This window comes from Lentzea aerocolonigenes, from assembly GCF_000955955.1.
GTDB lineage: Bacteria > Actinomycetota > Actinomycetes > Mycobacteriales > Pseudonocardiaceae > Lentzea > Lentzea aerocolonigenes_A.
Window position 1 is genome coordinate 34,075 of the sequence record NZ_JYJG01000111.1, and the last position, 25,413, is coordinate 59,487.

General features: G+C 69.4%; 20 protein-coding genes and 2 pseudogenes. 13 read left to right on the forward strand and 9 right to left on the reverse strand.

Translation table 11 applies throughout. From position 1 onward, the window contains the following. Positions 1 to 77: 77 nt before the first annotated feature. The 3 genes from UK23_RS17350 (at position 78) to UK23_RS17360 (ending at position 3,902) form a co-directional block, all read left to right on the forward strand. Positions 78 to 1,085, forward strand: coding sequence for a LacI family DNA-binding transcriptional regulator (locus UK23_RS17350; RefSeq protein WP_045312580.1), 1,008 nt, complete (start codon positions 78 to 80; stop codon positions 1,083 to 1,085). Positions 1,086 to 1,256: 171 nt separating this feature from the next. Beyond that, entirely contained in the window at positions 1,257 to 3,215 is a 1,959-nt protein-coding gene (locus UK23_RS17355) for a beta-galactosidase (RefSeq protein WP_045312581.1), read from the forward strand. Positions 3,216 to 3,308: 93 nt separating this feature from the next. Beyond that, the gene (locus UK23_RS17360; RefSeq protein ID WP_052684753.1) at positions 3,309 to 3,902 is read left to right on the forward strand and encodes an amino acid permease; all 594 of its coding nucleotides are present in this window, start codon (positions 3,309 to 3,311) and stop codon (positions 3,900 to 3,902) included. Between the two features lie 54 nt (positions 3,903 to 3,956). Here UK23_RS17360 and UK23_RS17365 read toward each other — a convergent pair whose 3' ends face one another. From UK23_RS17365 to UK23_RS17375, 3 genes are read right to left on the reverse strand one after another with little or no spacing between them, the layout of a single operon-like run. Then, a complete protein-coding gene (locus tag UK23_RS17365) occupies positions 3,957 to 4,961 on the reverse strand; it encodes a family 43 glycosylhydrolase (protein ID WP_231114538.1) in 1,005 nt (334 codons plus the stop codon). A 10-nt stretch (positions 4,962 to 4,971) separates the two neighbouring features. Next, positions 4,972 to 6,402, reverse strand: coding sequence for a family 43 glycosylhydrolase (locus UK23_RS17370; RefSeq protein WP_082114733.1), 1,431 nt, complete (start codon positions 6,400 to 6,402; stop codon positions 4,972 to 4,974). Between the two features lie 11 nt (positions 6,403 to 6,413). Further along, positions 6,414 to 7,238 carry an arabinan endo-1,5-alpha-L-arabinosidase gene (locus UK23_RS17375; protein ID WP_045312582.1) on the reverse strand — a complete coding sequence of 275 codons (825 nt, stop codon included), beginning with the start codon at positions 7,236 to 7,238 and terminating at the stop codon, positions 6,414 to 6,416. 205 nt (positions 7,239 to 7,443) lie between these two features. Between UK23_RS17375 and UK23_RS17380 the strand changes: the two genes are divergently transcribed. After that, positions 7,444 to 8,958 carry a discoidin domain-containing protein gene (locus UK23_RS17380; RefSeq protein ID WP_045312583.1) on the forward strand — a complete coding sequence of 505 codons (1,515 nt, stop codon included), beginning with the start codon at positions 7,444 to 7,446 and terminating at the stop codon, positions 8,956 to 8,958. Between the two features lies 1 nt (position 8,959). Here UK23_RS17380 and UK23_RS17385 read toward each other — a convergent pair whose 3' ends face one another. The 4 genes from UK23_RS17385 to UK23_RS17395 all read right to left on the reverse strand — a co-directional run bounded on the left by UK23_RS17385 (position 8,960) and on the right by UK23_RS17395 (position 11,915). Continuing rightward, the gene (locus UK23_RS17385; RefSeq protein WP_045312584.1) at positions 8,960 to 9,874 is read right to left on the reverse strand and encodes a PDR/VanB family oxidoreductase; all 915 of its coding nucleotides are present in this window, start codon (positions 9,872 to 9,874) and stop codon (positions 8,960 to 8,962) included. After that, positions 9,871 to 10,029 carry a hypothetical protein gene (locus UK23_RS51655; protein ID WP_156213177.1) on the reverse strand — a complete coding sequence of 53 codons (159 nt, stop codon included), beginning with the start codon at positions 10,027 to 10,029 and terminating at the stop codon, positions 9,871 to 9,873. Before UK23_RS51655 ends, UK23_RS17385 begins: the two co-directional genes overlap by 4 nt. Then, complete coding sequence (locus UK23_RS17390; protein WP_045312585.1) at positions 10,026 to 11,060, reverse strand: aromatic ring-hydroxylating dioxygenase subunit alpha; 1,035 nt, start codon at positions 11,058 to 11,060, stop codon at positions 10,026 to 10,028. The genes UK23_RS51655 and UK23_RS17390 overlap by 4 nt, the downstream gene beginning before the upstream one ends. A gap of 87 nt (positions 11,061 to 11,147) precedes the next feature. Continuing rightward, positions 11,148 to 11,915, reverse strand: coding sequence for an IclR family transcriptional regulator (locus tag UK23_RS17395; RefSeq protein ID WP_419503885.1), 768 nt, complete (start codon positions 11,913 to 11,915; stop codon positions 11,148 to 11,150). 114 nt (positions 11,916 to 12,029) lie between these two features. Here UK23_RS17395 and UK23_RS17400 point away from each other — a divergent pair, with 114 nt between their 5' ends. The 6 genes and pseudogenes from UK23_RS17400 to UK23_RS17415 all read left to right on the forward strand — a co-directional run bounded on the left by UK23_RS17400 (position 12,030) and on the right by UK23_RS17415 (position 19,273). Beyond that, positions 12,030 to 12,548: an RICIN domain-containing protein gene (locus UK23_RS17400; protein WP_045312586.1), complete on the forward strand. Its 519-nt coding sequence runs from the start codon at positions 12,030 to 12,032 to the stop codon at positions 12,546 to 12,548. Between the two features lie 114 nt (positions 12,549 to 12,662). Next, positions 12,663 to 13,115, forward strand: a pseudogene (locus tag UK23_RS54605) (AfsR/SARP family transcriptional regulator); the annotation flags it as partial. A gap of 43 nt (positions 13,116 to 13,158) precedes the next feature. After that, positions 13,159 to 15,126, forward strand: a pseudogene (locus UK23_RS53790) (BTAD domain-containing putative transcriptional regulator); the annotation flags it as partial. After that, complete coding sequence (locus UK23_RS55020; RefSeq protein ID WP_419503886.1) at positions 15,103 to 15,813, forward strand: tetratricopeptide repeat protein; 711 nt, start codon at positions 15,103 to 15,105, stop codon at positions 15,811 to 15,813. The pseudogene UK23_RS53790 and the gene UK23_RS55020, both read left to right, overlap by 24 nt. A 203-nt stretch (positions 15,814 to 16,016) precedes the next feature. Continuing rightward, positions 16,017 to 18,773 (forward strand): beta-L-arabinofuranosidase domain-containing protein, encoded by a 2,757-nt coding sequence (locus UK23_RS17410; protein WP_196777778.1) that lies wholly within the window; start codon positions 16,017 to 16,019, stop codon positions 18,771 to 18,773. A 146-nt stretch (positions 18,774 to 18,919) separates the two neighbouring features. Further along, complete coding sequence (locus tag UK23_RS17415; protein ID WP_045312588.1) at positions 18,920 to 19,273, forward strand: hypothetical protein; 354 nt, start codon at positions 18,920 to 18,922, stop codon at positions 19,271 to 19,273. On the opposite strand, the gene UK23_RS17420 is transcribed toward UK23_RS17415, so the two are convergent. Next, positions 19,215 to 20,513, reverse strand: coding sequence for a jacalin-like lectin (locus UK23_RS17420; RefSeq protein ID WP_045312589.1), 1,299 nt, complete (start codon positions 20,511 to 20,513; stop codon positions 19,215 to 19,217). The genes UK23_RS17415 and UK23_RS17420 overlap by 59 nt on opposite strands. A gap of 165 nt (positions 20,514 to 20,678) precedes the next feature. Between UK23_RS17420 and UK23_RS17425 the strand changes: the two genes are divergently transcribed. From UK23_RS17425 to UK23_RS17435, 3 genes are read left to right on the forward strand one after another with little or no spacing between them, the layout of a single operon-like run. Further along, positions 20,679 to 21,284, forward strand: a complete 606-nt coding sequence (locus tag UK23_RS17425) for a TetR/AcrR family transcriptional regulator (RefSeq protein WP_045312590.1) — start codon at positions 20,679 to 20,681, stop codon at positions 21,282 to 21,284. Next, positions 21,277 to 22,149: a crotonase/enoyl-CoA hydratase family protein gene (locus UK23_RS17430; RefSeq protein WP_045312591.1), complete on the forward strand. Its 873-nt coding sequence runs from the start codon at positions 21,277 to 21,279 to the stop codon at positions 22,147 to 22,149. Before UK23_RS17425 ends, UK23_RS17430 begins: the two co-directional genes overlap by 8 nt. Further along, positions 22,146 to 23,780 (forward strand): AMP-binding protein, encoded by a 1,635-nt coding sequence (locus UK23_RS17435; RefSeq protein ID WP_045312592.1) that lies wholly within the window; start codon positions 22,146 to 22,148, stop codon positions 23,778 to 23,780. The genes UK23_RS17430 and UK23_RS17435 overlap by 4 nt, the downstream gene beginning before the upstream one ends. A 7-nt stretch (positions 23,781 to 23,787) precedes the next feature. Here UK23_RS17435 and UK23_RS17440 read toward each other — a convergent pair. Beyond that, on the reverse strand, positions 23,788 to 25,413 hold a 1,626-nt coding region (locus UK23_RS17440; protein ID WP_045312607.1), incomplete at its 5' end, for a glycosyl hydrolase family 95 catalytic domain-containing protein.

Sequence of the window (25,413 nt, forward strand, 5' to 3'; positions counted from 1 at the left end):
TTCCCACCAACAGGGGTGAGCAAGGGGCATTCGCCGCCCGTAAAGTTGTCGAAACGCTTCAATTCGGAGGTGCCGACGTGGTCACCATCGCGGATGTGGCGAGGCATGCCGGCGTGGCGCCGAGCACCGTCTCGTACGTGCTGACGGGTAAGCGGTCGATCTCGCCGCAGACCCGCACCAAGGTCAGGGAGAGCATCCGGCTGCTGGGCTACCACCCGCACGCCGGTGCCCGCGCGCTCGCGACGAGCAGGGCGAACGTGGTGGCACTCGTGCTGCCGCTGCGTCCCGGCGTGCACCTGCCCGTCGTCATGCGGTTCGTGACGGCGGCGGTCACCACCGCCCGCAGACACGACATGGACGTGCTGCTGGTGACGGCGGACCAGGGCGCGCAGGGCCTGCGCCGGGTGGCGGGCAGCGCCCAGGTCGACGGTTTCCTGGTGATGGACGTGGAACTGGACGACGACCGCGTGCCGCTGCTGAGGCAGATGGCACAGCCGTCCGTCCTCATCGGACGTCCCGCCGCGGTCAAGGGACTGACCTGTGTGGACCTCGACTTCGAGTCCGCCGGGGCGCGGTGCGTCGACCACCTGGCCGACCTCGGCCACCGCTACATCGGGTTCCTCGGCGCCCCGAGCGTCGTGTACCAGCGCAACACCGGCTACGCGCAACGCACGATGGCCGGGTTCGGCGCGGCGGCCATGCGGCGGGGCATCGCGTCCACAGCCTTGCCCGCCGAGGACGACTACGAGTCGGTGCTGGCGTCCGTGCGGTCGTTGCTGCGCACACAACCGGCGATGACCGCGCTCGTCGTGCACAACGAGGCGGCGCTCGGCTGGGTCGCGGGCAGCCTGCGGGCGTTGGGCCGCAGGGTTCCCGACGACGTGGCCGTCGTGGCCATCTGCCCGGACGAGCTCGCCGAGCAGATGCAGCTGACCTCGGTGCAGCTGCCCGCCGAGGAGCTGGGACGGCAGGCGATGGAGCTGCTCGTGGCCAGGCTGAACGGCCATCCGACGGCGCCGCTGACCCTGCTGCCGCCGAAACTCGCCGGCCGCGCGAGCACCGCCCCGCGTCTGCGCCGCGCCTGATCCTCGCCGAATTTCCCGCGGTGGCACAGCTGGGCCGGCTGTCGGAACGCGACGCTCGCGGTGAAGATGACCGTGGTCGTCATCGCGAGCATGCCGGTGCTGTTCGTGTACCCGTTCGTGCAGAAGCACTTCACCAAGGGCGTCATCCTCGGCGCCGTCAAGGGATGACACATGCGCAAGCTGTCCGACGTCACGCGCGGCCGCCTGGTCTACGGAGGCGACTACAACCCGGAGCAGTGGCCGGAGGCGGTGTGGCTGGAGGACGTCGCGCTGATGCGGGAGGCCGGGGTCAACCTGGTCACGGTCGGCGTGTTCTCGTGGGGCAGGCTGGAACCTTCACCGGGCTCGTTCGACTTCGGCTGGCTCGACCGGGTGCTGGACCTGTTGCACGAGAACGAGATCGGCGTGAGCCTCGCGACCCCGACGGCCTCACCGCCGCCGTGGATGAGCCTGCGTCACCCGGACACGCTGATGGTGACGGCCGACGGTGTCAGGATGTCGCACGGTTCCCGCAACCACTACTGCCCCTCGTCGCCGGTCTACCGCCAGTACGCGCGGGCGATCGTCACCGCGATGGCCCGGCGCTACGCCGAACATCCTGCGCTGACGTTGTGGCACATCAACAACGAGTACTGCGAGGTCTGCTACTGCGACGGCACCGCGCAGCACTTCCGCCGCTGGCTGCGGGAGAGGTACGAGACGCTCGGCGCGCTGAACGAGGCGTGGGCGACGGCGTTCTGGAGCCAGCACTACGGCGAGTGGGCCGAGATCCTGCCGCCCCGCGCGGCCCCGTACCTGCGCAACCCCACCCAGGTGCTGGACTTCAAGCGGTTCAGCTCCGAGTCGCTGTTGCAGTGCCTGCGGGCCGAGCGCGAGATCCTGCACAACACCACGCCGTTCGTGCCGGTCACGTCGAACTTCATGGGGTTGTTCGCCCCGCTGGACTACTGGCAGGCGGCGGCGGAGCAGGACTTCGTGTCGCACGACTGGTATCCGGACCTGACGGATCCGGCCGCGCACGTCGAGACGGCGATGAGCTACGACCTGATGCGCGGGCTGGCCGGGCGCAAGCCGTGGTTCCTGATGGAGCAGTCCGCGAGCGGTTCGCACGGCGTGCGGCGGCCGCCCGGCCATCTGCGCACCCAGTCGTTGCAGGCGATCGCGCGCGGTTCGGACGCGGTCTGCTTCTTCCAGTGGCGGGCTTCCCGTGCGGGAGCGGAGAAGTTCCACTCCGGCATGGTGCCGCACCGCGGTCCGCACAGCCGGGTGTTCCGCGAGGTCGCCGCGCTCGGCCGGGATCTCGCGGAACTGTCGGAGGTCGTCGGAGAACACGTTCCGGCCCAGGTGGCGATCCTGATGGACTGGGACAACTGGTGGGCGGTCAGCGGCGCGCACCTGCCGGCGGAGATCGACCTGCTCGCCCGGCTGCGCGACTTCTACGAACCGTTGTGGCGACTGGGGATCGTCGTCGACTTCGTGCGGCCCCGCGACGGCCTGACGAAGTACCCGGTGGTGATCGCCCCGAACCTCTACCTGCTCACCGCCTGCGACGCCGACCGCATCACGTCCTATGTGGACGACGGCGGCACGTTCGTGATGGGCTTCTTCTCCGGTGTGGTCGATGAGCACGACCACGTCCGGGTGGGTGGCTGTCCGGCACTGCTGGCCGACCTGATGGGCCTGCGGATCGACGAGTTCCTGCCCCAGCGCGACACGTTGACGTGCACGTCGGAGCTGCTCGGCGAGTTCACCGCGGACTTCTGGGCCGACGAGCTCACCCCGTCGACCGCGGAGGTGGTCGCCGAGGTGGCCTGCGGTGAGCTCGCCGGCACCCCGGTGGTGCTGCGCAACGGCTTCGGCGATGGCACGGCCTGGTACGTGGCGACCAGGCCGGAACCCGCCGCGATGGGGACGTTGCTGGCGCACATCGCGGAGCAGGCGGGTGTGACCGCGTCACCTCAGCCCGAGGGCGTGGAGGTGGTGCGCCGCGGCGACCTGCTGTTCGTGATCAACCACCGGCCAGAGCCCGCGAAGGTCGTGGTGGACGGCGCGCGCGTCGACCTGCTCAGCGGTGAACGGGTCAGCGGCGTCACGGAACTGCCCCGCTACGGCGTGCGGGTGCTGAGGTGAGCGTCAGACCTGCTCACCCAGTTCGAGGGGCGGTGGTCGGCGAGCGATTCGGTTCCTTGAGCGCGGTCGTGGCTGACGGACGACGCGGCGATCGTGCTGCTCGGCAGCGAGTCGGCCGTCAGTGCGGTCGGGGTGGCGCAGGCGAGTGCGGCCGCTCAGGAGCACCTCAAAGCCGGTGACCTGGTGTTCTCGATCAGCCAGACGTACCTCGGCACGTTCCTCACCGACGTGATGATGCTGCTCCTGGCCGTGGGTTTGTTCGCCGCTTTGCTGGCATTGCACAACTCCGCGGCCCGCTACATGTTCGCGCTGGGCCGGGCACGGGTGCTGCCCCCGGCGCTCGGCCGCACGAACCCGCGCAACGGCGCACCGCACGTGGCGAGCGGCGTGCAGATCGGGTTCGCCACGCTGATCGCCGCCGTCTACGCCGCGGCCGGGCTCGACCCGCTCGCCGGCCTCACCGCCGGCATGACCGGCATCGGCGCGCTGGTCGTGATCACGTCGCAGGCCATGGCCTGCAACGCCGTGGTCGCCTACTTCCGGCACCGCCGCGACCCGCGGATCTGGCGCACCGCCGTCGCACCCGGCCTCGGTGGACCGGGCCTGGTCGCCGTCACCGTGCCGGCGGTGGCGAACTTCCCGACGCTCGCGGGCTCGCGGTCGGGCTCGGTGTCTCGTACCGGTTGAAGTCCAGTCGTCCGCAGGTTTGTGCCGCACTGGACCAGCTGTCCACTGTGGAGGCTACTCGCCCGACGGCGCGGCGAGCTGGGTGCCGAGGCGGACCGGGGTGCCGAAGTTCGGTGTCCCGTCCGCGTTCCAGCCGAACTTCTGCGCGCGGGCGGAGCGGTTCATGTCGCAACCGCCCGACGCGCTGGAGTTGGCGTGGTAGACGATCCAGTCCTCGGTGCCGTCGGGCGACTTGAAGAACCCGTTGTGGCCGGGTGCGAAGACACCGTTGCCGTCGTTGCGCTGGAACACCGGGTTCGGCGACTTCGTCCAGTGCGCCCGGTTGAGCGGGTCGGACCCGGTGAGCGTGAGCAGCCCGAGCTTGTAGTCGGGGCCCCAGCACGCGCTGGCCGAGTACACGATCATGACGCGACCGTTGTGGTACAGGGCTTCCGCGCCCTCGTTGACCGCGCCGGTCTGCCGTTCCCACGCCAGCGTGGGCAGGGAGATGGTCCGCCGCGGGCCGCTGATCGTGTAGGGGTTGGACAGCGGGGTGATGGTGAGGCTCTGGGTGCCGTCGATCGCGCTGCCCATGAGGTAGAGCTTCCCGTTGTGCCGCAGGATGCTCGGGTCCAGCTCCCAGGTGGAGCCCAGGTCGGCCTTGAACGTGTAGGGGCCCATCGGGTCGGTGCCCGCGCTTTCCAGCACGTGCAGGCGCTGGGTCGGGTTGTAGTCCGGCACGTTCCGCCCGGCCACGTAGTACAGGTACCAGCGGCCGTTGATCAGGTGGAACTCCGGCGCCCACATGTTGCAGCACCCGTTGGGCCTGCCGGACAGGTTGAACACCACGGTGTCCGCGGCGCTCGCCAGACCGGCAAGCGTGCGGGACTTGCGCATGGTGATCGTGGAGTTCCACGTCGTCGTCGCGAGGTAGTAGTAGCCGTTGTGGTACTGCATCCACGGGTCGGGGCCGTTGCGTTTGATCGGGTTGGTGAAGGTGGCAGCCGCTGCGGGAGCCGCCGTCGTCACGGCCAGCACCACGGCGGCGAGCAAGGCGGTGATGCTCCTGAGGATCGTCACGTCCTTCTCCCTATTCCAGCACGAAGGTCGCGTCGGCCCGTCCCTGTGCATCGGACACCGCCTGCAGGTTGACGAGTCCGTTGCTGTGCCGGACGTAGCGGCCGGGCAGGTTGAGCGACTCGAACGACGCCGCGGAACTGCTGGCGAGTCCCGCGCGTTGCGTGAAGCTCGCGTCATTGCGGAACTGGGTGCCGCCGTCACTGCGGTCGACCCACAGCTCCATGTCGCGGTGCCGCAGGTAGTAACCGGGGAAGTTGGCCGACTCCAGCGACACCGTTCCGGAGCCCGCCAGCCCCGGCACCACCTTGAACTGCGAGTCGGCCAGCGGGGACACGGCTGCTTCGAGCTTGGCGCGGTACTCCCAGTGCCGCACGAACCGGTCGGGGGTGTTGTACGACCTCAGCCGGACCGGCGTGGGGCCGTCGGCCACCGGGATGCCGAAGTCCGGCGTGCCGTCGGCCTGGTAGTAGACCTTCTGCACGCGGGTGCGGCGGTTCGGGTCGTTGAGCGGGTCGCCGCTGATGTCGCGGTAGTTGCGGTCGTGGTAGACCATGACGTCGCTCTGGCCGTCCTCGGAGACCGTGAACGAGTTGTGGCCCGGCCCGTACTGACCGGTCGTGGCGTTGGTCGCGAACACGGGGTTCGGGCTCTTGGTCCACGACGCCGCGTTGAGCAGGTTCGCCGAAGCCGGCGCCGTGAGCATGCCCAGGCAGTAGTTCGCGTCGGTGGCGCTGGCCGAGTAGGTCAGGAAGATCTTTCCGTTGCGCTGCAGGACTGCCGGCCCTTCCGCGACCTTGTACCCGCGGGTCTCCCAGGACAGCGTCGGCACGGTCAGCCGGGTGGTCGCGCCGGTGATCGTCCACGGGTTCGCGCCCATGCGGGCGATGTAGACGTTGGAGTTCGTGGAGATGCCCGGTTCCTGCTGTGCCCAGATCAGGTAGCGCACGCCGTTGTTGACGAACGTGGACGCGTCCAGCGAGAAGGTGTCCCACGGGGTCGTGATGCGGCCGCGTTCGGTCCAGCTTCCGGTCACCGGGTTGGCGCTGGAGCTCTCCAGCACGTACATCCGGATGCGCCAGATGTCGTCACTGCGGCCCGCGGCGAAGTAGACGTACCACTTGCCGTTGATGAAGTGGATCTCCGGCGCCCAGATGTGGGCGGCCATCTCGCCACTGGAGTGCTTGCGCCAGATGACGGTTTCCGGTGCCGTGGCCAGGCCCTGGATCGTGGTCGCGCGGCGCAGGACGATCCGGTCGTACTCCGGGACGGTCGCGGTGAAGTAGTAGAAACCGTCCGTGTGCTTGAAGATGTGCGGGTCGGCGCGCTTTTCCGCGATCGGGTTCGTGTACCGCACGGCCGATGAGGCGGACGCCTGCGGCACGGGCAGGGTCAGGACGCAGGTGACGACGGCGAGCAGCAGTACGGCGAGACGGGACTTCATCGACTGTCCTTTCAGACCAGTTGCGGCCAGCCGGCCGAGTCGTAGGTCAGGCGGTTGATGCCCAGCAACGACACGCCGTTGTCGGCGTAGTAGTGGTAGACGAGCAGATCACCGCCGGTGTCGGTGAGCACGGCCTGATGGCCCGGCCCGTGGATGCCGCCGTGCCCTGCCAGCACTTCCGTGCCGCCGCCCGAGGTCATGGACTTGCCGGCGCGGTCGAAGTAGGGGCCGGTGACGCTGGTGGAACGCCCGACCATCACGCGGTAGGTGCTGGACGCGCCCTTGCAGCACAGGTCGAACGAGACGTACTGGTAGAAGTACTGGCCGTGCTTGACGATGTACGGCGCCTCGATCGCGCCGCCGTTCCGTCCGGCGACGGCGGTCATGCCGCCGCCGAGCCGCAGTCCGGTGGCGGGGTCGAGCTGGGTCCACGTGCCGGAGCTCCCGCTGGTGCTCGTGGCCAGGAAGATCGCCGAGCGGTTCGACTCGAACGTGGACGCCGAGTAGTACAGGTAGTAGAGGCCGTCGCGGTAGGAGATGTCCGGCGCCCACAGGGTGCGGCTGCCGTTGGTGTACGTCGTGGTCCACGGTGCACCGTTGGGGAAAACCGTGCCCGCGTTGCGGAAGTTGACGCGGTCGGTGGACGTCTTCAGCGCGATGTCGTCTCCGGTGTGCGCCAGCAGATAGCTGCCGTCCGGTCGTTTCACCACGGCCGGGTCGTGCACTCGGATGTCACCGGTGACGCGGGCGGGGTTCGGATAAGCCGCGGCGTCCGCGGGGGGTGCGACGATCAGCGCTGTCACGAGCAGGAGTGCGGTGATTCGAGCGATCGACATGGACGCCTCCGCTGGGCAACTGTTATCGCTAACAAGACTGGCGGTGGCGGCTCGCTCCTTCGACGCACGTTAACGCACTGTTTTCTTTCCTGGCAAGGTTTGTCGAACGCCGTGTCGAATGCGGTGAACGCTCACATGTCTGTCAATTTCGGCAGCCGAACGCAGGCTGGCACGGACCGGGAGACGCTCGGCAGCATGCGTGCGCATGACGGTCCAACCGAAGGCGCTCCGGGCGATCCTGCCGCTGGGAGCGCTCACCCTGTCCCTGATCGCCGTCCCTCCGATCGCGACCGCCGCGGTCACCAACCTGGCGCTGAACAGACCCGCCACGGGCTCGGCCGCGTGCGCGAGCTCCGAAGGCCCCGAGAAAGCGGTCAACGGCAGCGTTTCCGGCGGCAACAGCGACAAGTGGTGCTCACCGGCGAGCACCAAGTACCTGCAGGTCGACCTCGGCGTGCCGGCGTCGATCACCAGCTTCACCGTCAAGCACGCGGGCGCGGGCGGTGAAGCCGCCACCTACAACACCAAGGCGTTCGCCATCCAGCTCTCGACCGACGGCAGCACCTGGACCACCCCGGTGACAGTCACGAACAACACCGCGAACACGACCACCCACCCGATCGCCGCGACCACCGCCCGTTACGCCAAACTCGTTGTCACCACACCGACTCAGACGACCGACGCGGCCGCGCGGATCTACGAGTTCGAGGTGCACGGCACCAGCAGCGGCACGCCCGGCGGCGGCACCATCCCGGTGTTCGACCACATCCCGCAGTTCGGCATCTACACGAGCAACGACCCGGTCGGCTACACCCCGCCCGCCGGCGTGCTGATGTGGAACCGCGGCACCGAGTTCGCGCGGAAGCTGACCGACGCGGAGAAGGCGTTGATCGGCGACGACCTGCGGGTGCGGGTGAGCTACCACGCGCAGTGCGACAACTACGACCGGATCGGCACGGTGTTCTACGTCGCCGTGCCGAAGGGAACCACCCCGACCGCGACCACGCCGAGGGTGACGCTGCAGGACTTCATCACGCCGTTCAGCAACTACTGGCGCGGCGCCAAGGCGAACTACACCTTCCCGGACGCCGACCTCGGCCCGTACGCCGGCGCGCTCGCCGACCCGGCCAAGGACGTCTACCTCGGCATCGGCGGCGGCTCCAACCCGTACCGCGGTGACGCGTGCGAGTCGCATGCCGAGGTCACGCCGGAGTTCCGGGCGATCGGCTTCAAGTACTCGCTGTCGCTGATCTCCACGGCCGCGCTGACCGCACGCGACCACGACGTCGCCGGGATGATCTCCGGCGTCCGCGAGACCACCAACAAGATCACCGCGGGCCCGGTCGCGCACACCGCGGCCGGAAACCGCGGTGACATCGCGCTGGTGATCGCCGGTTACGGCTCGGCGGCGGGCGGCGAGGAGTACTCCAACACCACCGTCACCGTGGCGGTCAACGGGACGCAGGTCGGCTCGTTCTCCACGGCGGTCGACTGCGCGAGCCTGGAGCAGTACAGCCCGGACGGCAACCCGGGAATCTTCCGCAACAACACCACCGGCAACCCGCGCAGCTGGTGTCCCGGCGGGCTGGTCCCGAGCCGCTACTTCCCGGCCGGGGACATCGCCGGGAAGGACGTCACCGTCACGGTCGGCATCGGCCGCTCGGTGCCGTACGTCGGCGACTCCGGTTACCGCACCAGCGTTTCCCTGCTGGAGCACTGATTCAGAGATCGAGCACCAGCCGGTCGGAGCGGGCCCGGGACACGCAGATCATCATCACGTCTCCCGCGGCCCGTTCCTCGTCGGTCAGCAGGGAGTCGCGGTGATCGGGCGTACCGGACAGCACCGGCGTCTCGCACGTGCCGCACGTTCCCTCCTGACACGACGACAGCACGGGCACACCGGACCGTTCGACCACATCGAGAATCGAACGGTCGGCGGGCACTCGCAGCACGCCGCCGGTCCGCGCCAGCTCGACCTCGAACTCCTGGCGCGGACCGTCGGCCGCCCCTGCTTTCGGCGTGAAGCGTTCGACGTGCAGCTTGCCTCTGGTGTGGTGCTTCTCCACCGCCGCCAGAAGAGGTTCAGGCCCGCAGCAGTACACGGCGGTGTCGTCGTCGACGTCCGCGAGCAACGCCGGCAGGTCGAGCAGACCGTGCTCGTCCTGCGGCTGGATCAGCACGTTGCCGCGGTGCTGGAGCTCCTCGCGGAAGGCCATGGACGACCGGGTCCTGCCGCCGTAGACCAGCCGCCAGTCCCGCGCCGCGACCTCCGCGAGCATCGGCAGGATCGGCGTGATGCCGATACCGCCCGCGATGAACAGGTAGCGCGCGGCGTCGACGAGCGGGAAGTGGTTGCGCGGCCCGCGAATCTCGACCGTGTGCCCGATGGCGAGCACGTCGTGCACGTACCGCGAGCCGCCGCGGCCGGTGTCCTCGCGCAGGACGGCGACGCGGAGGACCGAGGTGTCGTCCGGGTCTCCGCACAGCGAGTACTGGCGGACCAGGCCGTCGCCGAGCACCAGGTCGACGTGGGCTCCCGGCGTCCAGGAGGGCAGCTGGTGCCCACCTGGATGCCTCAGGGTCAGCAACACCACACCGTCGGCGATGGACTCCTTGCCGTCGAGCAGAAGTTTCACGGCGTGTGCCCCGTTGGATGAGCGAGCAGCCACTCCCACAGCTCGACCGGATCCTCGAACTCGCGTTCCGCGCGGCAGTGGCACACCGCGCGGAGCCGGTCGGTGCCCAGCACCCAGTGGATGCGGAACACGCGGTTGCCGGAGAGCGCGTTCACGACTTCTCGCGCATGCGCTGGAGCATCCGCCGCGCGGCGAGCCCGCCCGTGTCGATGTTGACCGACAGCTCCTGATACCCCTCCGGTTCGGCGGCGATGACCTGTTCGAGCACGTTCAGCGCGGCGACGTCCTGCAGCACCACGGTGCGGTTGCTCTCGGCCAGGAACGCCGAGACCTCCTCGTCGCCGAGCGCGAAGTCCCTTGCCACGCACCAGAAGTTGTGCGTCGAATGCTCGGTCTCCGGCACGATCGCGTAGACGACCTCGACGTGGAACGCGTCCGGGTCGGACCCGTCCGGATTCGGCACGGATCCGACCGGCGCGATGCGGGCGTGCAGTTTGTACAGACACGGCGGCGTGTACTCGATGTCCTGCCAGCGCGCGATCCTGCCCTGCAGTCCGGTCGACTTCGCGTAGAACGGCGGGCATTCCGCGTCGTCCATGTGCCGGGAGACGTAGACGATGCCCGCGTCCTCGTCGACCTCGGTGGTGATCGGCGTCGCGGCCACCTCGGGCGTGCCGATGTACCCGCTGTGCAGATAGGTCTCGTGGGAGAGGTCCAGCAGGTTGTCGACGAGCAGCTCGTACCTGGCGCGCAACGGTTCCATGCCGTTGAGCGTCGTGTAGTCCGGCGAGACCAGCCACGGCGCCCGCGGGATCCGGGACGCGTCGGCGTTCTCCCGGTCGCCGATGAAGACCCACACGAACGAGTCCTGCTCGACCACCGGGTACGCCGAAAGCCTTGCCGTGCGCGGAATCCGGGTCTGGCCCGGCACCGCGACGCACTGGCCGCCCGCGTCGTAGGTGAACCCGTGGTAGCCGCAGACCACCTGGTCGTCGACCAGCCGGGAAGGCGGTTGCGACAACGGGAAACGCCGGTGCACGCACCTGTCCGCCATGGCCGTCACCGCGCCGGCACGGGTGCGCCAGAACAGGATCGGCTCGCCGCACACGGTGCGGGTGAACAGGTCGTGCCCGATCTCGGAACCGTACGCGGCTACGTACCACTGGTCGCGCGGGAAGCCGGTCATCGGCCGCTCCTTCTCCGTGGTGGGGAGTCACAGCGTGGCCGAGAGCACCACCCGTGCCGTAGCGGGCTTTCCGGAAAATGGAAGCTGTTAGGCCGAGAGGGCGCGCGAGATCGCCTGCCCGCTGGTGCGCACGAGCGGTGCCAGCGCGTGCGCCGTGGTGCTGCCGTGCCGCACCACCAGCGACACCGCGGCGATGACCGCGCCGTGCCGGTCGCGGATCGGCGCGCCCACCGACAAGGAGTCCATCGTGACCTGACGGTCGCTGATCGAGAAGCCGTTCGACCTGGTGTCGGCGAGCATCCGGCGCAGCCGCGAGGGATCGGTGACGGTGTTCGCGGTGTACCGGTCGATCGGGCTGCCCAGCACGTCCTCCTGCACCTCGGCGGGCGCGTGCGCGAGCAGGACCAGGCCGACTCCGGTGGCGGTGAGCGCGAACCTGCCGCCGACCCTGGTGAGCACCGGTACCGCGCCGGAACCCGCGATCCGCTCGACGAAGACGACCTCCGTGCCCTCCCGGACGGCGAGCTGCACGTTCTCCCGCGTGATCAGCGACAGGTCCTCGAGGAACGGCAACGCGGTCTCCCGCAGCCCGGGACCGCGCGGTGCGAGCGAGCCGAGCTCCCACAGCCGCAGACCGATCCGGTACAGCCCTTTGTCGTTGCGCTCCACGGCACCCCACGCGCAGAACTCGTTCAACAGCCGGTGCGCGGTGGACAGCGGCATGTCGGCACGCCGCGCGAGCTCGCTCAACGTCAGCTCGCGGCGTTCGGCGTCGAACGCGTCGAGCAGCCGGAGCGCACGGCCGATCACCGGGCCCGTCGGACCTGCGGGCCGTCCTCGCCTCGACACGTTCACCCAGCCATCTTGCCCTCCCTCGTCGACGAACTGTCGACGAACTGTCGACGGGCCTCGCCATGGTGATCCGCAGAGGGCGGCCTTCAGGCGCCCAGGTTCAGGGGAGGTACCCGAATGAGAAAGTGGATCGCCTCGTCGGCGTTCGCCGTGACGACCGCCGTGGCCGGTTTGGTGGCCACGGCGGCGCCGGCGCTCGCCGACGACCACTTCGACGTGACCGTCCGGAGCACGGTGAGCGGCAAGTGCCTGGCGCCGCAGGGCAACTCGTCCGCCGACGGCGTGCCGATCGTGCAGACCACCTGCAACGGCAGCCCGTTCCAGCGGTGGGACTTCGTCGACCACGACAACTCCAACTTCCAGATCCGCAACGCGGTCACGCTGAAGTGCATGGACGCGCTGGGTGGCGCCACCAACGGCACGCCGGTGGTCCAGTGGCCGTGCGCCAACATCAGCAACCAGCGGTTCCACGCGAACCGGAGCCTGCCCGACTTCGTGGAGCTCCGGTCGCGGGTCGCCGGCTCGAACACCCACTGCCTCGACGTTCCCGGTGGACGGTCCGACGAGAACCTCGCGTTGCAGCTCTGGGTGTGCAACAACACCGCCGCGCAGCGCTACGGCGTGTTCCCCGTCTAACCGCAAGCGGCAGTTTGCCCGCCTCCGCGTCTTCGCCCGTATCCCCGTGCCCGATGATTGCTCTCTCATTGCGGCGCATCAGGGACGGGCGGAGGCCGGATGGCGGAGCGATGGATGCCGGACGACGGTGTTCGCGTGCTCGGGCCGTTCGAGGTCGAAGCCGGTGGACGGCTGCTCGATCCCGGCGGCCCGAGGTTGCGGGCGATGCTGGCGCTGCTCGCGGCGTATGCGGGCAGGCCGGTGAGCATCGCGACGTTCGTCTCGGAACTGTGGGGCCCGCAGGCGCCCCCGGACGCCGAGCGGACAGTTCGGACATATTCGTCCAGGCTCCGCAAGGGTGTCGGCCCGTTGGCGGTGCTGGTCGCCACGCGTGCGCCGGGGTACGTGTTGCTGGAACCGGACATTGTGGACGTCGTGCGGTTTCAGCGGCTCGCCAGGGAGGGACACGCGGCGCTGGCCGACGGAACCGTTGTGGTCGCTCGCGAACGGCTGACCTCCGCGCTGGAACTCTGGCGGGGCAGGCCGTTCGACGAGTTCGACGGGGTCGCCGCGCTCGAGGCGGAACGGATCCGGCTGGCCGGGGTGCGCCTCGACGTCGTGCAGGACCGTCGACGTCGTGCAGGACCGCGTCGACGCCGACCTGGCCGCCGGGTCCGGTGCGGAGCTGGTGACCGAACTTTCGGACCTCACCGCCGCGCATCCCGGCCACGAACGGCTGTGGGGCCAGCTGATGACAGCCCTGTACCGGGCTGGCCGCCAAGCCGAGGCCCTCGAAGCGTTTCAACGGGCACGGCGGCGACTCGTCGAACATGTTGGTGTCGAGCCGTCTCCAGCACTGGCGGAGATCCAGGAACGAGTTCTCGCACACGACCCGCGGCTGCTGGTCGCGCCGCAGCCGGTCAGGGTCGTGGACCCGCGTCCGGCACAGCTGCCGCCGCTGGTGCCGGGCTTCACCGGTCGTCAGGCCGAGCTCGCCGCCGTCGACACCGCGGTCGCCGCGGCGCGGGACACGATCGCCGTCGTCGCGGTGTGCGGCACGGCGGGCGTGGGCAAGACGGCTTTGGCCGTGCGGTGGGCACATCGCGTCGCCGACCGGTTCCCCGACGGGCAGCTGTACGTCAACCTGCGCGGGTTCGATCCGGAAGGAGCCCTGCCGCCGGAAGAAGCGTTGTACGGATTCCTCGCCGCACTCGGGGTCACCGCGGACCGCATGCCAGGCGTCCTGTCCGCCCAGGTCGCGCTCTACCGGAGCCTGACTGCCGGAAAACGTGTTCTCGTGGTGCTCGACAACGCGCGCGACGCTGCCCACGTCCGTCCGTTGCTGCCCGCCGAGAGGGGCAGCGTCGTCGTGATCACCAGTCGCGACGACCTCGTCGGGCTCGTGGCACGCGACGGCGCGCATCGGGTCGGGCTGGACGTGCTCGGTCCCGTCGAAGCGGTTCAACTGCTGCGCCTGCTCGTCGGCGACGAGGTGGCCACCGCCGGCGAACTCGAAGATCTCGCGGTGCACTGTGCCCGGCTGCCACTCGCACTGCGGGTCGCGGCCGAGCTCGTCGCCCGGCGCGGGCGGGTCGGTCTCGACGACCTCGCCGACGAACGGCACCGGCTGGACCTGCTGGAGGCCGGGGCCGACGCGGACACCGCCGTGCGGGCGGTGTTCTCCTGGTCGGAACGACACCTGCCACCCGCGGCGAACCGCCTGTTCTGGTTGCTGGGACTGCATCCGGGCCGCGACACCGATGCCGCCGCGGTTGCCGCGCTCGCTGGTGTGGACGTGCGCGCAGGCCGGGATCTGCTCGACGTGCTCCACCACGCCCACCTCGTGGAGAGTGCGGGCGAGGGCCGCTGGACGATGCACGACCTCCTGCGCGCTTTCGCCCGTGAGCGTGCGGAACAGTTGCCGGAGTCCGACCGTCAGGACGCGCTGAGGAATCTCTACGAGCACCACCTGACCGGCGCGCTGGACGCGATGGACGCCCTCTACCCGTACACAAGACGGTGGCGTCGCGGCGAATCCGGGCTGGACCGGCAGCCGGCGATGACCGCGGCCGCCGCGAAAACGTGGCTGGACACCGAACGGCTCACGCTCGTCGCGATCACCGGCACCGCCGGCGGTGACCTGGCGGGATACGCGGTCAAGATCGCGCGGGTGATCGACCAGCACCTCAACGTGGGCTACCACAACGCCGACGCGTTCTCGGTGCACCAGAACGCGCTCTCCGCGGCCGAGGACCTCGGTGACGCGGCAGGCCGGGCGCGGTCGTTGCTGGAACTGGGGCGTTCCCACGCCCGTTCCGGTGCGTACAGCGAGGCCGACGAGCACTACCGCCGGGCGCTGCGGCTGTACCGGCGGCTCGGCGATCTGGCGGGAGAGGCGCGGACGCTGCACGCGTTGGGGAACAACGAAGGCAGGGCTCGCCGCTACCACGACGCGCTCGCCTCCTACAGCCTCGCGCTGACGCTGAGCCGGGAAGCGGGCGACCGCGGTCAGCAAGCCGTCGAGCTGGCCAGCATCGGACAGGTGCAGCACAGCCTCGGGCGGCACGAGGCGGCCATGGGGTGCTACCGGCAGGCGGCCGAGATCTACGCGGAGATCGGCCAGCGGGTCGGGCAGGGGCGGATCCTCAACGACCTCGGCAGCGCCCTGCAGAGCTACGGGCGGCTGGAGGAGGCGCACGACCACCACCGGCGAGCGTTGCAGATCCTGCACGACGTCGGCGACCGCGCGGCCGAAGCGATCGCGCACACCGATCTCGGCCGGATCTGCTCGCGGTGGGGACGGCACTCCGAAGCACTTGAGCACCACCGGCAGGCCATCGAGGTGTTCCGCGAGATCGGCGACCCCGTCGGCGAGGCCGAGGTGCTGATCAACCTCGGCACCGCCCACGAGCGCATGGGGCAGTACCGGAAGGCGGCCGGCCTGCATCAACAGGCCGAGACGGTCGCGGTGAAACTGGGCGACCGCCTGCTCGAGTGCGCGGCGCTCAACGGGCGCGGCCGGGCGGTCCGTGCGGACGGCCGCCACGCAGAAGCACTGGCGTGCCACCGGGACGCGCTGATGCACGCCCAGGAGATGGAAGATCGCGAGCAGGTGGCCCGGTCGCTGGACGACCTCGCGGCGGCGCGGGCGGACATCGGCGAGGTCGCTGAGGCACGCCGGCTGTGGGAGGCCGCTCTGCCGATCTACGACTCGTTGCACATGCCGGAGGTCGACGTGGTGCGGCAGCGGCTCGCCGAACTGCTTGTGGGGGATGGGGGACCGTGAGCTGGAGGCCTGGTGGCTGGGCGAGTTGAGGGGATGTGCGGGAGGGCGCCGTCGAGTTCCGCTGTTGTGGGTGATGGTGCTTTGCCACCTACGACTTACTGGGCGGGTTGGAGCTCAGGTGGTGCGGCAGCGGCTCGCCGAAACACCCGCGAAGCGTTGACGCAACTCGGCGTGCCGCCTATGTTAGCGCTCACAATTTGAGCGTGAGGAGCAGGCGCATGGCGGACGGGTTCGCACGGCGGGACTTCCTCAAGGTGACCTCCCTGGCCGCCGCAGTGCCGCTGCTCGGCACGGTGGAAGGTGAGGCCTTCGCGGCTCCGAACGCCGTCGCGCCGGGAAGCCTGAGCCCGTTCGCGCTGTCCGAGGTCGCACTGTCCGAGGGTGTGTTCTCGAAGAAGCGCGACCTCGTCCTGGCCTACGCCCGCGGTTACGACGTGAACCGGCTGCTCCAGGTGTTCCGGGCCAACGCGGGCCTGGACACGTTGGGCGCCATCGCACCTGGGGGCTGGGAAGGCCTCGACGGCGAGGCGAACGGCAACCTCCGCGGCCATTACACCGGGCACTTCCTGTCGATGCTGTCCCAGGCGTACGGCAGCACCGGCGACGCCGTGTTCCTGGAGAAGATCCGCACGATGCTCGGCGCGCTCACCGAGTGCCGGGCCGCGTTGCGCCGTGATCCGCAGGTGTTGAGCGTGCCGGGGAAGTCCGGCCGGGCGGTGGAACAGGTGCGCGGTTCGTACCAGTTCGTCGAGCTGCCGGCCGAGCCGCTGCCCGCGATGTTCACGCTAACAGCGCGGGTGCGGCCGTCGCACCACGCGAACTGGGCGCGGATCTTCGACTTCGGCAACGACACCACCCGCTACCTGTACCTGGCCGCCCGCAACGGCGACGGTGTGCCCCGCTTCGCCATCACGACGAACGGGCCAGGAGCCGAGCAGGGCATCAACGGCACCGCGCCGTTGCCGTTGAACGAGTGGAGCCATGTCGCGGTGACGATCGCGGGCACCACCGGCACGCTGTACGTCAACGGCGTGCAGGCCGGCGTGAACACCGCGATGTCGTTGAACCCCGCCGCGCTGGGCACGTTGGCGCACCACTGGCTGGGGCGGTCGCACTTCGGTGGCGACCCGGTGTTCGCGGGAGCGCTGGACGAGGTGAACCTGTTCTCCCGTGCGCTGACCGCGGAGGAGATCAGCCTGCCGCTCAAGGGAGATCTGGCTTCCTACGCGTTCGACGAGACGACCGGCGGGACGTTCGCCGACGCGTCCGGACGTGGGCGGCACGCCACCCTGCGGCGCACCTGGGGCGGTCCGAGCCATCCCGGTTTCCTGGCCGCCTACCCGGAAACGCAGTTCATCACGCTGGAAACGATGACCCGCTCGGACTACCTCACCGTGTGGGCGCCCTACTACACCGCGCACAAGATCCTCAAAGGCCTGGTCGACGCCTACCGCAACACCCAGGACGCGCGAGCGCTGGATCTCGCGGACGGGCTGTGCGACTGGATGTTCTCGCGGCTGGGCAAGCTGCCCGCCGAGGTGCGGCAGCGGATGTGGGGCATCTTCTCGAGCGGCGAGTACGGCGGCATCGTCGAGACGATCATGGACCTGCACGCGATCAACGGGAAGCACCTGGAGCTCGCCCGGCTGTTCGACCTCGACTCGTTGATCACCGCGTGCGCCGAGAACCGGGACGTGCTGGACGGGTTGCACGCCAACCAGCACATCCCGATCTTCACCGGGCTGGTCCGGTTGTACGAGGCAACCGGCGAGCAGCGGTACTGGCTCGCGGCGAAGAACTTCTGGGGCATGGTCGTACCGCCGCGCATGTTCAGCATCGGCGGGACCAGCACGGGCGAGTTCTGGAAGGCGCGCGGTGTCGTCGCGGGCTCGCTGACCGACGCCACGGCCGAGACCTGCTGTGCGCACAACATGCTCAAGCTCAGCCGGCAGCTCTTCCTGCACGAGCAGTCGCCGAAGTACTTCGACTACTACGAACGCGCGCTCTACAACCAGATCCTGGGGTCCAAACAGGACCGTGCCGACGCCGAGCTGCCGTTGATGACGTACTTCATCGGCCTCACGCCGGGTGCCGTGCGGGACTTCACGCCGAAGCAGGGCACGACGTGCTGCGAGGGCACGGGCATGGAGAGCGCGACGAAGTACCAGGACTCGGTGTACTTCCGCGCGGCCGACGACTCGCGGCTGTACGTGAACCTCTACAGCCCGTCGGTGCTGAAGTGGAAGGGCGTCACGCTCACCCAGACCACCGGGTTCCCGTTCGAACAGGGCACCACCCTGCGGATCACCGGCCGGGCGCGGTTCGACCTGTCGCTGCGGGTGCCGGCGTGGGCGGGGGAGTTCACCGTGACGGTCAACGGCGAACGGCAGCGGCTCAACGCCCTGCCCGGCACCTACGTCACGTTGTCCCGGTGGTGGCGCGACGGAGATGTTGTGCGCGTGCGCATGCCGTTCGCGTTGCAGGCGGAGCGGACACCGGACCAGCCGCTCGTGCAGTCGCTGAGGTACGGCCCGATCAACCTGGTGGCGCGGGACGCCCGGCGCGAGTTCCTGGAGTTCGGCCTGCTCGGTCGCGCGGCGCTGTCCGGTGACCTGGCGGCCAACCTCCAGCCGATCGCGGGCAGCCCGCTGCACTTCCGGCTCGGCGAGGTCGAGCTGGCGCCGTTCTTCGAGGGCACCGAGCACGCCTTCCACTCGTACTTCCGCCGCGCGGAGCCGAAGATCGTGTTCGCCGGCGTGGACTCCGGCGTCGCGAACCCGGTGCGCGCGAACGGGTCGACGTTCCTCGACGAGGTGTGGGTGGCCGCGCCGTTCTCGGCCAGGAGCGTGTTCCTGGACCGGGTGACCGCGGTGGCGCGGCAGTGGGTGGGGGAGGGGCTGATGTCCGTCGCCGACCACGACCGCGTGATCCGCACGGCCCGCAACGCGCCGATCCGCTAGTCGCGAACCAGTCCGTCCAGAACCCGGTCCAGTACCCACGCGAACGCCTGTGCTGGAACGGCTTCGAAGCATTTGCGGCGTTTCTCGACCCGCTCGCGTTACTGCTGCACGGACGCACCGCCTGGCTCGGCGTCACAGCGGCGGTCGTGCAGGTCGTCGGCCTGCTCAGACGGCCGCTGGTGGTGCCGCACCTGACCGACCGGGCCACGCTCAACCTCGTGCTGGGCGTCGTGATCGGCGAGACGCTCGGCTACCTGTTCACCGCGGTCTGGACGGTGGCGATCGTCCGCGCCCTGCGCATCGCCCCGTGGCTCGGCCGGCCCGCCGCGATGATGATCGCGACGGGCGTGCTGACCCCCGTTGGACGTGCCGGGCGCGGACGTCGTCAACTTCGCCGGCCATCTCCTGTGGAGCGTCTGGGTGGTGATGGCCGGCGTTCGGTCACTTGGGAGCGAAGATCGCACCCAGGCGGTCGACCTCGTCTCCTGATCGGCCGGTGAACCCGGCGATGCGCCACCCGGCGGGCGCGGTGACGGTGAGCGTCTCACCGGTCTGCTGCCCCGCCGAGAGCGTGCGTCCGCGGTCCGTGGTGAACGCCGCCAAAAACACCCGAGTGCGGCCGTCGTACTTGCCCTGGCTCAGTTTCGCGGAGACGAGGTGCTCGCCGGGCTCGAGCGTCAGGGTCGACGCGCTGCCGCCGTTGCCACCGTGGCTGAACGTCCTGCCGTTGGCGAGCGTGAACGCGATCTGGTCGAGTCTGCTGCCACCACGCAATGTGAGCGTGCGCACGGCGCCCAGATCAACCGCCGAGAGGTCGGTGAACGGGCTTCCGTGCGGGCCACCGATCTCGTCGCTGAGCTTGATGCCGTCGTCGGCCGTCCAGTCGAACTTCGTGGCGATCGGGAAGTGGTCGGAGAGCGGTTTGCCCTGGGCGTCCAGGAAAGCCGCGTTCTCGTTGCGGTAGTCGCGGGCGGTCAGGGTGATCTGCCGGTTGCCCCGGTAGAGGATCTTGTCGACCACCTCGCACGAGTCGGTGGGCGCGGCCTGGTCGCACACCAGTGCAGGGTCACCCGCCGCCGGCGGCTGGCCGCCGCGTTCCAGCTGCACCCAGGCGTCGGTGAGACCGTTGGTGCTGACCAGTTCGCGGATGTTGTCGTCCGCACGGGTGTAGCGGGTGTTGGTGTCGCCCATGACGATGACCGCGTTGCCCGCCGAGTTCGCCGCGATGAACTGCGACAGCTGGCTGATGTTCGACCGGCGTGCGGCGAGGTCGGCGGTTTCCGTGCCGGCGTTGGGGTGCAGGTTGTAGAGGTCGACGTACACACCGTCGGCCAGCCTGATCCGCTTGTACGAGAATCCCTTGGGCGTCAGGCAGTCCGTGCCGTTGCAGGATGACCACTTCGTGCGTTCGAGGTCGTTGTAGGGCAGGTGGGACAGCGTGTTCAGGCCGCTGCCGAACGGCACCCCGCCGCTCGTGGGTGTGCGGTAGGCGTGGTTGTCGCCCGCGTAGAGGGCCGCGTGGTAGTTGAAGTCCTCCTGGACGTTGATGACGGCGTAGGGCGCCAGCCGAGGGCTGATCAACGGCGTGTTCACCGCGGGATGGCCTGAGGACAGACCTTCTGGCAAGCCAGCCACGTTGTAGGTCAGCACTTCGAAGCTGCCGCCGGTGGCCGCGCTGGCCACCGGCGTCGCCAGGGTCGCCAGTACGGCCGGGATGACGAGCAGAGTGGATCGTCGCATGCTGCTCCTCGCAGGGTCGGAGCGTCCGCAAACGGGAACGCGGCATGATGATCCACGCTTTGTGAGCGTTAACATAGACCCTTTCGAATTCGTGACCTCGACGCAAGCTGCTGGTTGCCTGCGGCTCAATTGACAGTCAGGTGTGACTGTGAAATGGTCCGGCCCATGTCATCAGGCGTGCGGGCGGCGCAGCGGGAAGCGACGCGCCAGCGGATCGTGCAGACCGCGGTGGATCTCCTGGTCGAGCGCGGGCTGGCCGCGACGACGACGGTCGAGGTGCAGCGGGCCGGTGGGTTCAGCCGGGGTGCTCTGCTGCACCACTTCCCGACCAGGGAGGCGATGCTGGGTGCCACCATCCGGTTGTTGATGGAGCACAACGAGGCAGCGGTGCGGCAGGCCGAGGCCGAGGTGCCCGCCGGGCCGGACCGGATCGAGCGGGCGATCCGGGTGCTGTGCGCGTCGATGGTGCGGCCGGCGTTCGTCGCCGAGCTGGAGCTGTGGGCCGCCGCCCGGACAGACCCCGCGTTGCGAGAGGTGTTGCGCGACGAGGAGAAGCGGGCGCGCACAGACCTCTACCGGGTGATCGACGGGGTCTTCGGCGCGGACCTCGTGGCCCACGAGCGCTATCCCGTGGTGGCGGCGCTGACCGTGCAGTTCCTGCGCGGTCTCGCGATCTCCGACGTGCTGCGCGGCGAGCGCGGCACCGAGCGCCTGATCACCGACTGGGCCGCGGTCGTCAAGGCCGTGCTGGAGGGAGAGAACCGTGAGTGACGTCATCGGCTACGAGGTGCGCGACCGCAAGGCGTACCTGACGTTGAACCGGCCGGATCGCCTGAACGCGATCACGACCGAGGTGGCCCGCCGGTTGCGCGAGCTGGTCGAGCGGGCCAACGAGGACCCCGCGGTGCACGTGATCGTGCTGCAGGGCAACGGACGTGCGTTCAGCTCCGGCTACGACCTCAAGCAGTACGCGGAGGACGGCGAGCTGACGCAGCCACCGGTGTGGGACCCGATCAGGGACTACCAGCTGATGAAGCGCAACACCGACGACTTCTTCAGCCTCTGGCGCTCGTTGAAGCCGACCATCGCGAAGGTGCAGGGGTACGCGGTCGCGGGTGGTAGTGACATCGCGTTGTCCTGCGACCTGGTGGTGATGGCGGAGGACGCTCGCATCGGCTACATGCCCGCACGGGTGTGGGGCTGCCCGACCACCGCGATGTGGGTCTACCGGCTCGGTGCCGAACGGGCCAAGCGGATGCTGCTGACCGGGGACACCATCGACGGCACGACGGCCGCCGCCTGGGGTCTGGTGCTCCAGGCCGTCCCCGCCGCCGAGCTCGACGACGCGGTGGAGGCGCTCGCCGATCGCATCGCGGGGGTCCCGGTGAACCAGCTGGCGATGCAGAAGCTGATGATCAACCAGGCCTACGACAACATGGGCCTGCACGGGACCCAGATCCTCGCCACGCTCTTCGACGGGATCACCCGGCACTCGCCTGAGGGCCGGTGGTTCCAGGAGTTCGCCGCGCAGCACGGGTTTCCGGCCGCGGTGCAGTGGCGTGACTCGGGCAAACCGATCCCCGACGGCGGCGGACCGATTCCCGCCGCGGCGGAACTGGGCGGGGAGAAGTCGTGAACCAGGCTCATTGGCCGGCGGACACGAGCAGCGCCGTTCTGGAACTGTCCACAGGGGACCTGCTGCGTGCGGCCGCTCTGGACTCGGGTGACCAGATCGCGCTGGTCGAGGTCGCGCCGCCGGGCTCGCCGTCACTCGCGGGCGCGGACCGGACGGATCGGCAGTGGAGCTACCGGCAACTGCTGGCGGAGGCCGAGCAGTGCGCACACTGGTTGCTGACCAGGTTCTCGCCTGGCGAGCGGATCACCGTGTGGGCGCCTAACATCCCCGAGTGGATCATCCTGCAGTACGGCGCCGCGTTGGCCGGGGTCGTCCTCGTCACCGCGAACCCCGCCCTGCGCGCGGCGGAACTGCGTTACGTGCTGGAGCAGTCCCGTTCCGCCGGGTTGTTCCACACCGCGGAGTTCCGCGGCAGCGACATGTCGGCGATCGCCAGGCAGGCAGGCGAAGGGTTGCCGGAGCTGCGTTCGACGTTCTGCTTCGCGGACTGGCAGGAGACCGTGCGTGCTCATCGCGACGGCGGCGAGCTGCCCACCGTCTCGCCAGGCGATCCCGCGCAGATCCAGTACACCTCCGGCACCACCGGTTTTCCCAAGGGAGCCTTGCTGCACCACCGGGGCCTGGTGACCAACGCCCGGTTCATGATCGACCGGTCGCAGCTGCCGCAGCAGGGCACCCTGGTCTCGGCGATGCCGTTGTTCCACACCGCCGGATGCGCGATCGGCGTGCTCGGGTCCGCGCACCAGCGGGCCACCTACGTGTTGTGTCAGCTGTTCGAGCCCGCACTCGTGCTGGGCGCGGTCCAGGATCACCGCGGCGACCTGCTGGCAGGGGTGCCCACGATGCTGATCGCGATGCTGGGGCATCCCGGCTTCGACAACGTCGACCTGGCTCACCTGTCGACGGTGCTCTCCGGCGGCAGCCCGATTCCCCCGGAGCTCGTGCACCGGGTCGAACAGCGCTTCGGTGCCCGGTTCACGGCCGTCTACGGCCAGACCGAACTGTCGCCGGTGGTCTCGCAGACCAGCCCGGACGACTCGCTCGACGACAAGGCCACGACCGCCGGACGTCCCCTGCCGCAGCTCGAGGTCGCCATTCGCGATCCGGCCAGCGGGCGGACTGTGCCCATCGGGCAGCAGGGCGAGATCTGCGCCCGCGGCTACCAGACCATGATCGGCTATTTCGACCTGCCGGAACGCACCGCCGAAACCGTTGACGCGGACGGCTGGCTGCACACCGGTGACCTCGGCACCATGGACGACCGCGGCTACCTGCGGGTCACCGGCAGGCTGAAGGACATGATCATCCGGGGCGGGGAGAACATCTACGCGACCGAGATCGAGCAGGTGTTGTTCACCCACCCCGGCGTTCGCGACGTCACCGTGCTGGGGCTCCCCGATCCCACGTGGGGTGAGATCGTCGCCGCGGTGATCGTGCCCAACGGGCCCGGCGAGGTGCCGGGCGCGGCCGAGCTGCACGACTTCTGCCGCGCCCGGCTCGCGCCCCACAAGACGCCGGCCCGCTGGTTCAGAGCCGGTGAACTACCGCTCACCGGCTCGGGGAAGATCCAGAAGTTCCGCCTCCGCCAGCAGATCGAGAGTGCTGACCTCGAGGAGCTGCACGTGTCCTGAGAGCCGATCAGGCCGGCACGCGCACCACGTGGACCGTGCCGCGGGTGGCGTTGATGGTGAACTGCTCGCCCGCGGCTCGGACCGTCAGCGGCCCGCTCCGGCCGGCCGTGAGCTGGATGCTGGTCGGTTTTCCGTTGACCCACTTGATGTCCACCGTCACGTCGCCGCGCGCCCGCAGGCCGGTGACCGAGCCGGTGTCCCAGAAGCGCGGCAACGCGGGCAGGATGTCGATCACCCCGCGATGGCTCTGCAGCAGCATCTCGGCGACTCCCGCGGTGGCGCCGAAGTTGCCGTCGATCTGGAACGGCGGATGGGTGTCCCACAGGTTGTTCAGGGTGCTGGTCGCGAGCAGTTCGGCCAGCATCTTGTGGGAGTGGTCGCCGTCCAGCAGCCGTGCCCAGAAGTTGATTTTCCAGGCCTTGCTCCACCCGGTGCCGCCGTCGCCGCGCGCGGTGAGCGACACCCGTGCCGCCTTGACCAGCACCGGATCCTCCTGCGGCGTGATCTGCCGGCCGGGGTGCAGCGCGAACAGGTGGGACACGTGCCGATGGGTGTTCGTCTGGTCGTCCCAGTCCGATTTCCACTCCTGCAGCTGACCCCAGGAGCCCACCCGCAGTCCGGGATCGAGTTTGTCCACAGTGGACTTCACCTGGGCGGCGAACTCGCGGTCGCCGAGGATGGTCGCGGCTTCGGCCGTGTTGGTCAGCAGGTCGTGCACGATCTGCTGCGACATCGAGGCGCCCGCGGAGAACGGGCCCTGTTCGGGGGAGTAGCTCGGGTTCACCACGAGCTTGCCGTCACGTGGATCCGGCACCAGCTCGTCCATCCAGAACTGCGCGAGTGCCCGCAGCACCGGATAGGCCCGCGTCCGCAGGAAAGACTCGTCCTTGGTGAAGAGGTAGTGCTCGTAGTAGTGCTGGGCAAGCCAGGCGCCCGCTTCCGGGAACCAGAACGCTGTCGCCCAGTCGTGCACACCGGTGAAGCCGAACGGCGTGGTCTCGTTGTGCACCACCCAGCCGCGGTCGCCGAACATCTCCCGCGCGGTGACCTCGCCGGGTGGTACCAGCGAGTCCACGTAGTCGAACAGCGGTGCCGTGGTCTCGGAGAGGTTCGTGGTCTCGGCCGGCCAGTAGTTCATCTGCAGGTTGATGTTCGTGTGGTAGTCCGCACTCCACGGCGGTGTCGCCGAGTTGTTCCACACACCCTGCAGGTTCGCGGGCAGTGATCCGGCCCGTGAGGACGCGATCAGCAGGTAGCGGCCGTACTGGAAGTACAGCGCCTCCAACGCTTTCCGGTGCGCGACCGGGGTGTTCGCGTCGCGGTAGGCGCGCAGCAGTTCGTCGGTCGGCAGGTCGGGCATCTGCTGGCCGACGTCGAGGCGCACCCGGTCGAACAGCCTCCGGTGGTCGGCCACGTGACCGCCGCGCAGCCGGTCGAATCCCTTGGCCACCGCCCGGTCCACCCGTTGCGTGACCGCGTTGTGCGGGTGCACGCCGGAGCGGTAGGCCGGGTAGCGGGTGGTGTAGTCGGTGCCCGCGGCCAGGATGAGCACGACCGAGTCGGCGCCGCGCACGGTCACCGAGCCGTCCGCGTTGTCCGAGCGGGTGCCGCCCTGGTTGATCACCCTCACCTG

Excerpts from the sequence above, each read along its gene's own strand:
- UK23_RS17380 (WP_045312583.1), top strand. The coding sequence starts at position 7,444 with ATGACGGTCCAACCGAAGGCGCTCCGGGCGATCCTGCCGCTGGGAGCG.
- UK23_RS17370 (WP_082114733.1), bottom strand. The coding sequence starts at position 6,402 with ATGAAGTCCCGTCTCGCCGTACTGCTGCTCGCCGTCGTCACCTGCGTC.
- UK23_RS17355 (WP_045312581.1), top strand. The coding sequence starts at position 1,257 with ATGCGCAAGCTGTCCGACGTCACGCGCGGCCGCCTGGTCTACGGAGGC.
- UK23_RS17390 (WP_045312585.1), bottom strand. The coding sequence starts at position 11,060 with ATGACCGGCTTCCCGCGCGACCAGTGGTACGTAGCCGCGTACGGTTCC.
- UK23_RS17400 (WP_045312586.1), top strand. The coding sequence starts at position 12,030 with ATGAGAAAGTGGATCGCCTCGTCGGCGTTCGCCGTGACGACCGCCGTG.
- UK23_RS17425 (WP_045312590.1), top strand. The coding sequence starts at position 20,679 with ATGTCATCAGGCGTGCGGGCGGCGCAGCGGGAAGCGACGCGCCAGCGG.
- UK23_RS55020 (WP_419503886.1), top strand. The coding sequence starts at position 15,103 with ATGGGGTGCTACCGGCAGGCGGCCGAGATCTACGCGGAGATCGGCCAG.
- UK23_RS17375 (WP_045312582.1), bottom strand. The coding sequence starts at position 7,238 with ATGTCGATCGCTCGAATCACCGCACTCCTGCTCGTGACAGCGCTGATC.
- UK23_RS17420 (WP_045312589.1), bottom strand. The coding sequence starts at position 20,513 with ATGCGACGATCCACTCTGCTCGTCATCCCGGCCGTACTGGCGACCCTG.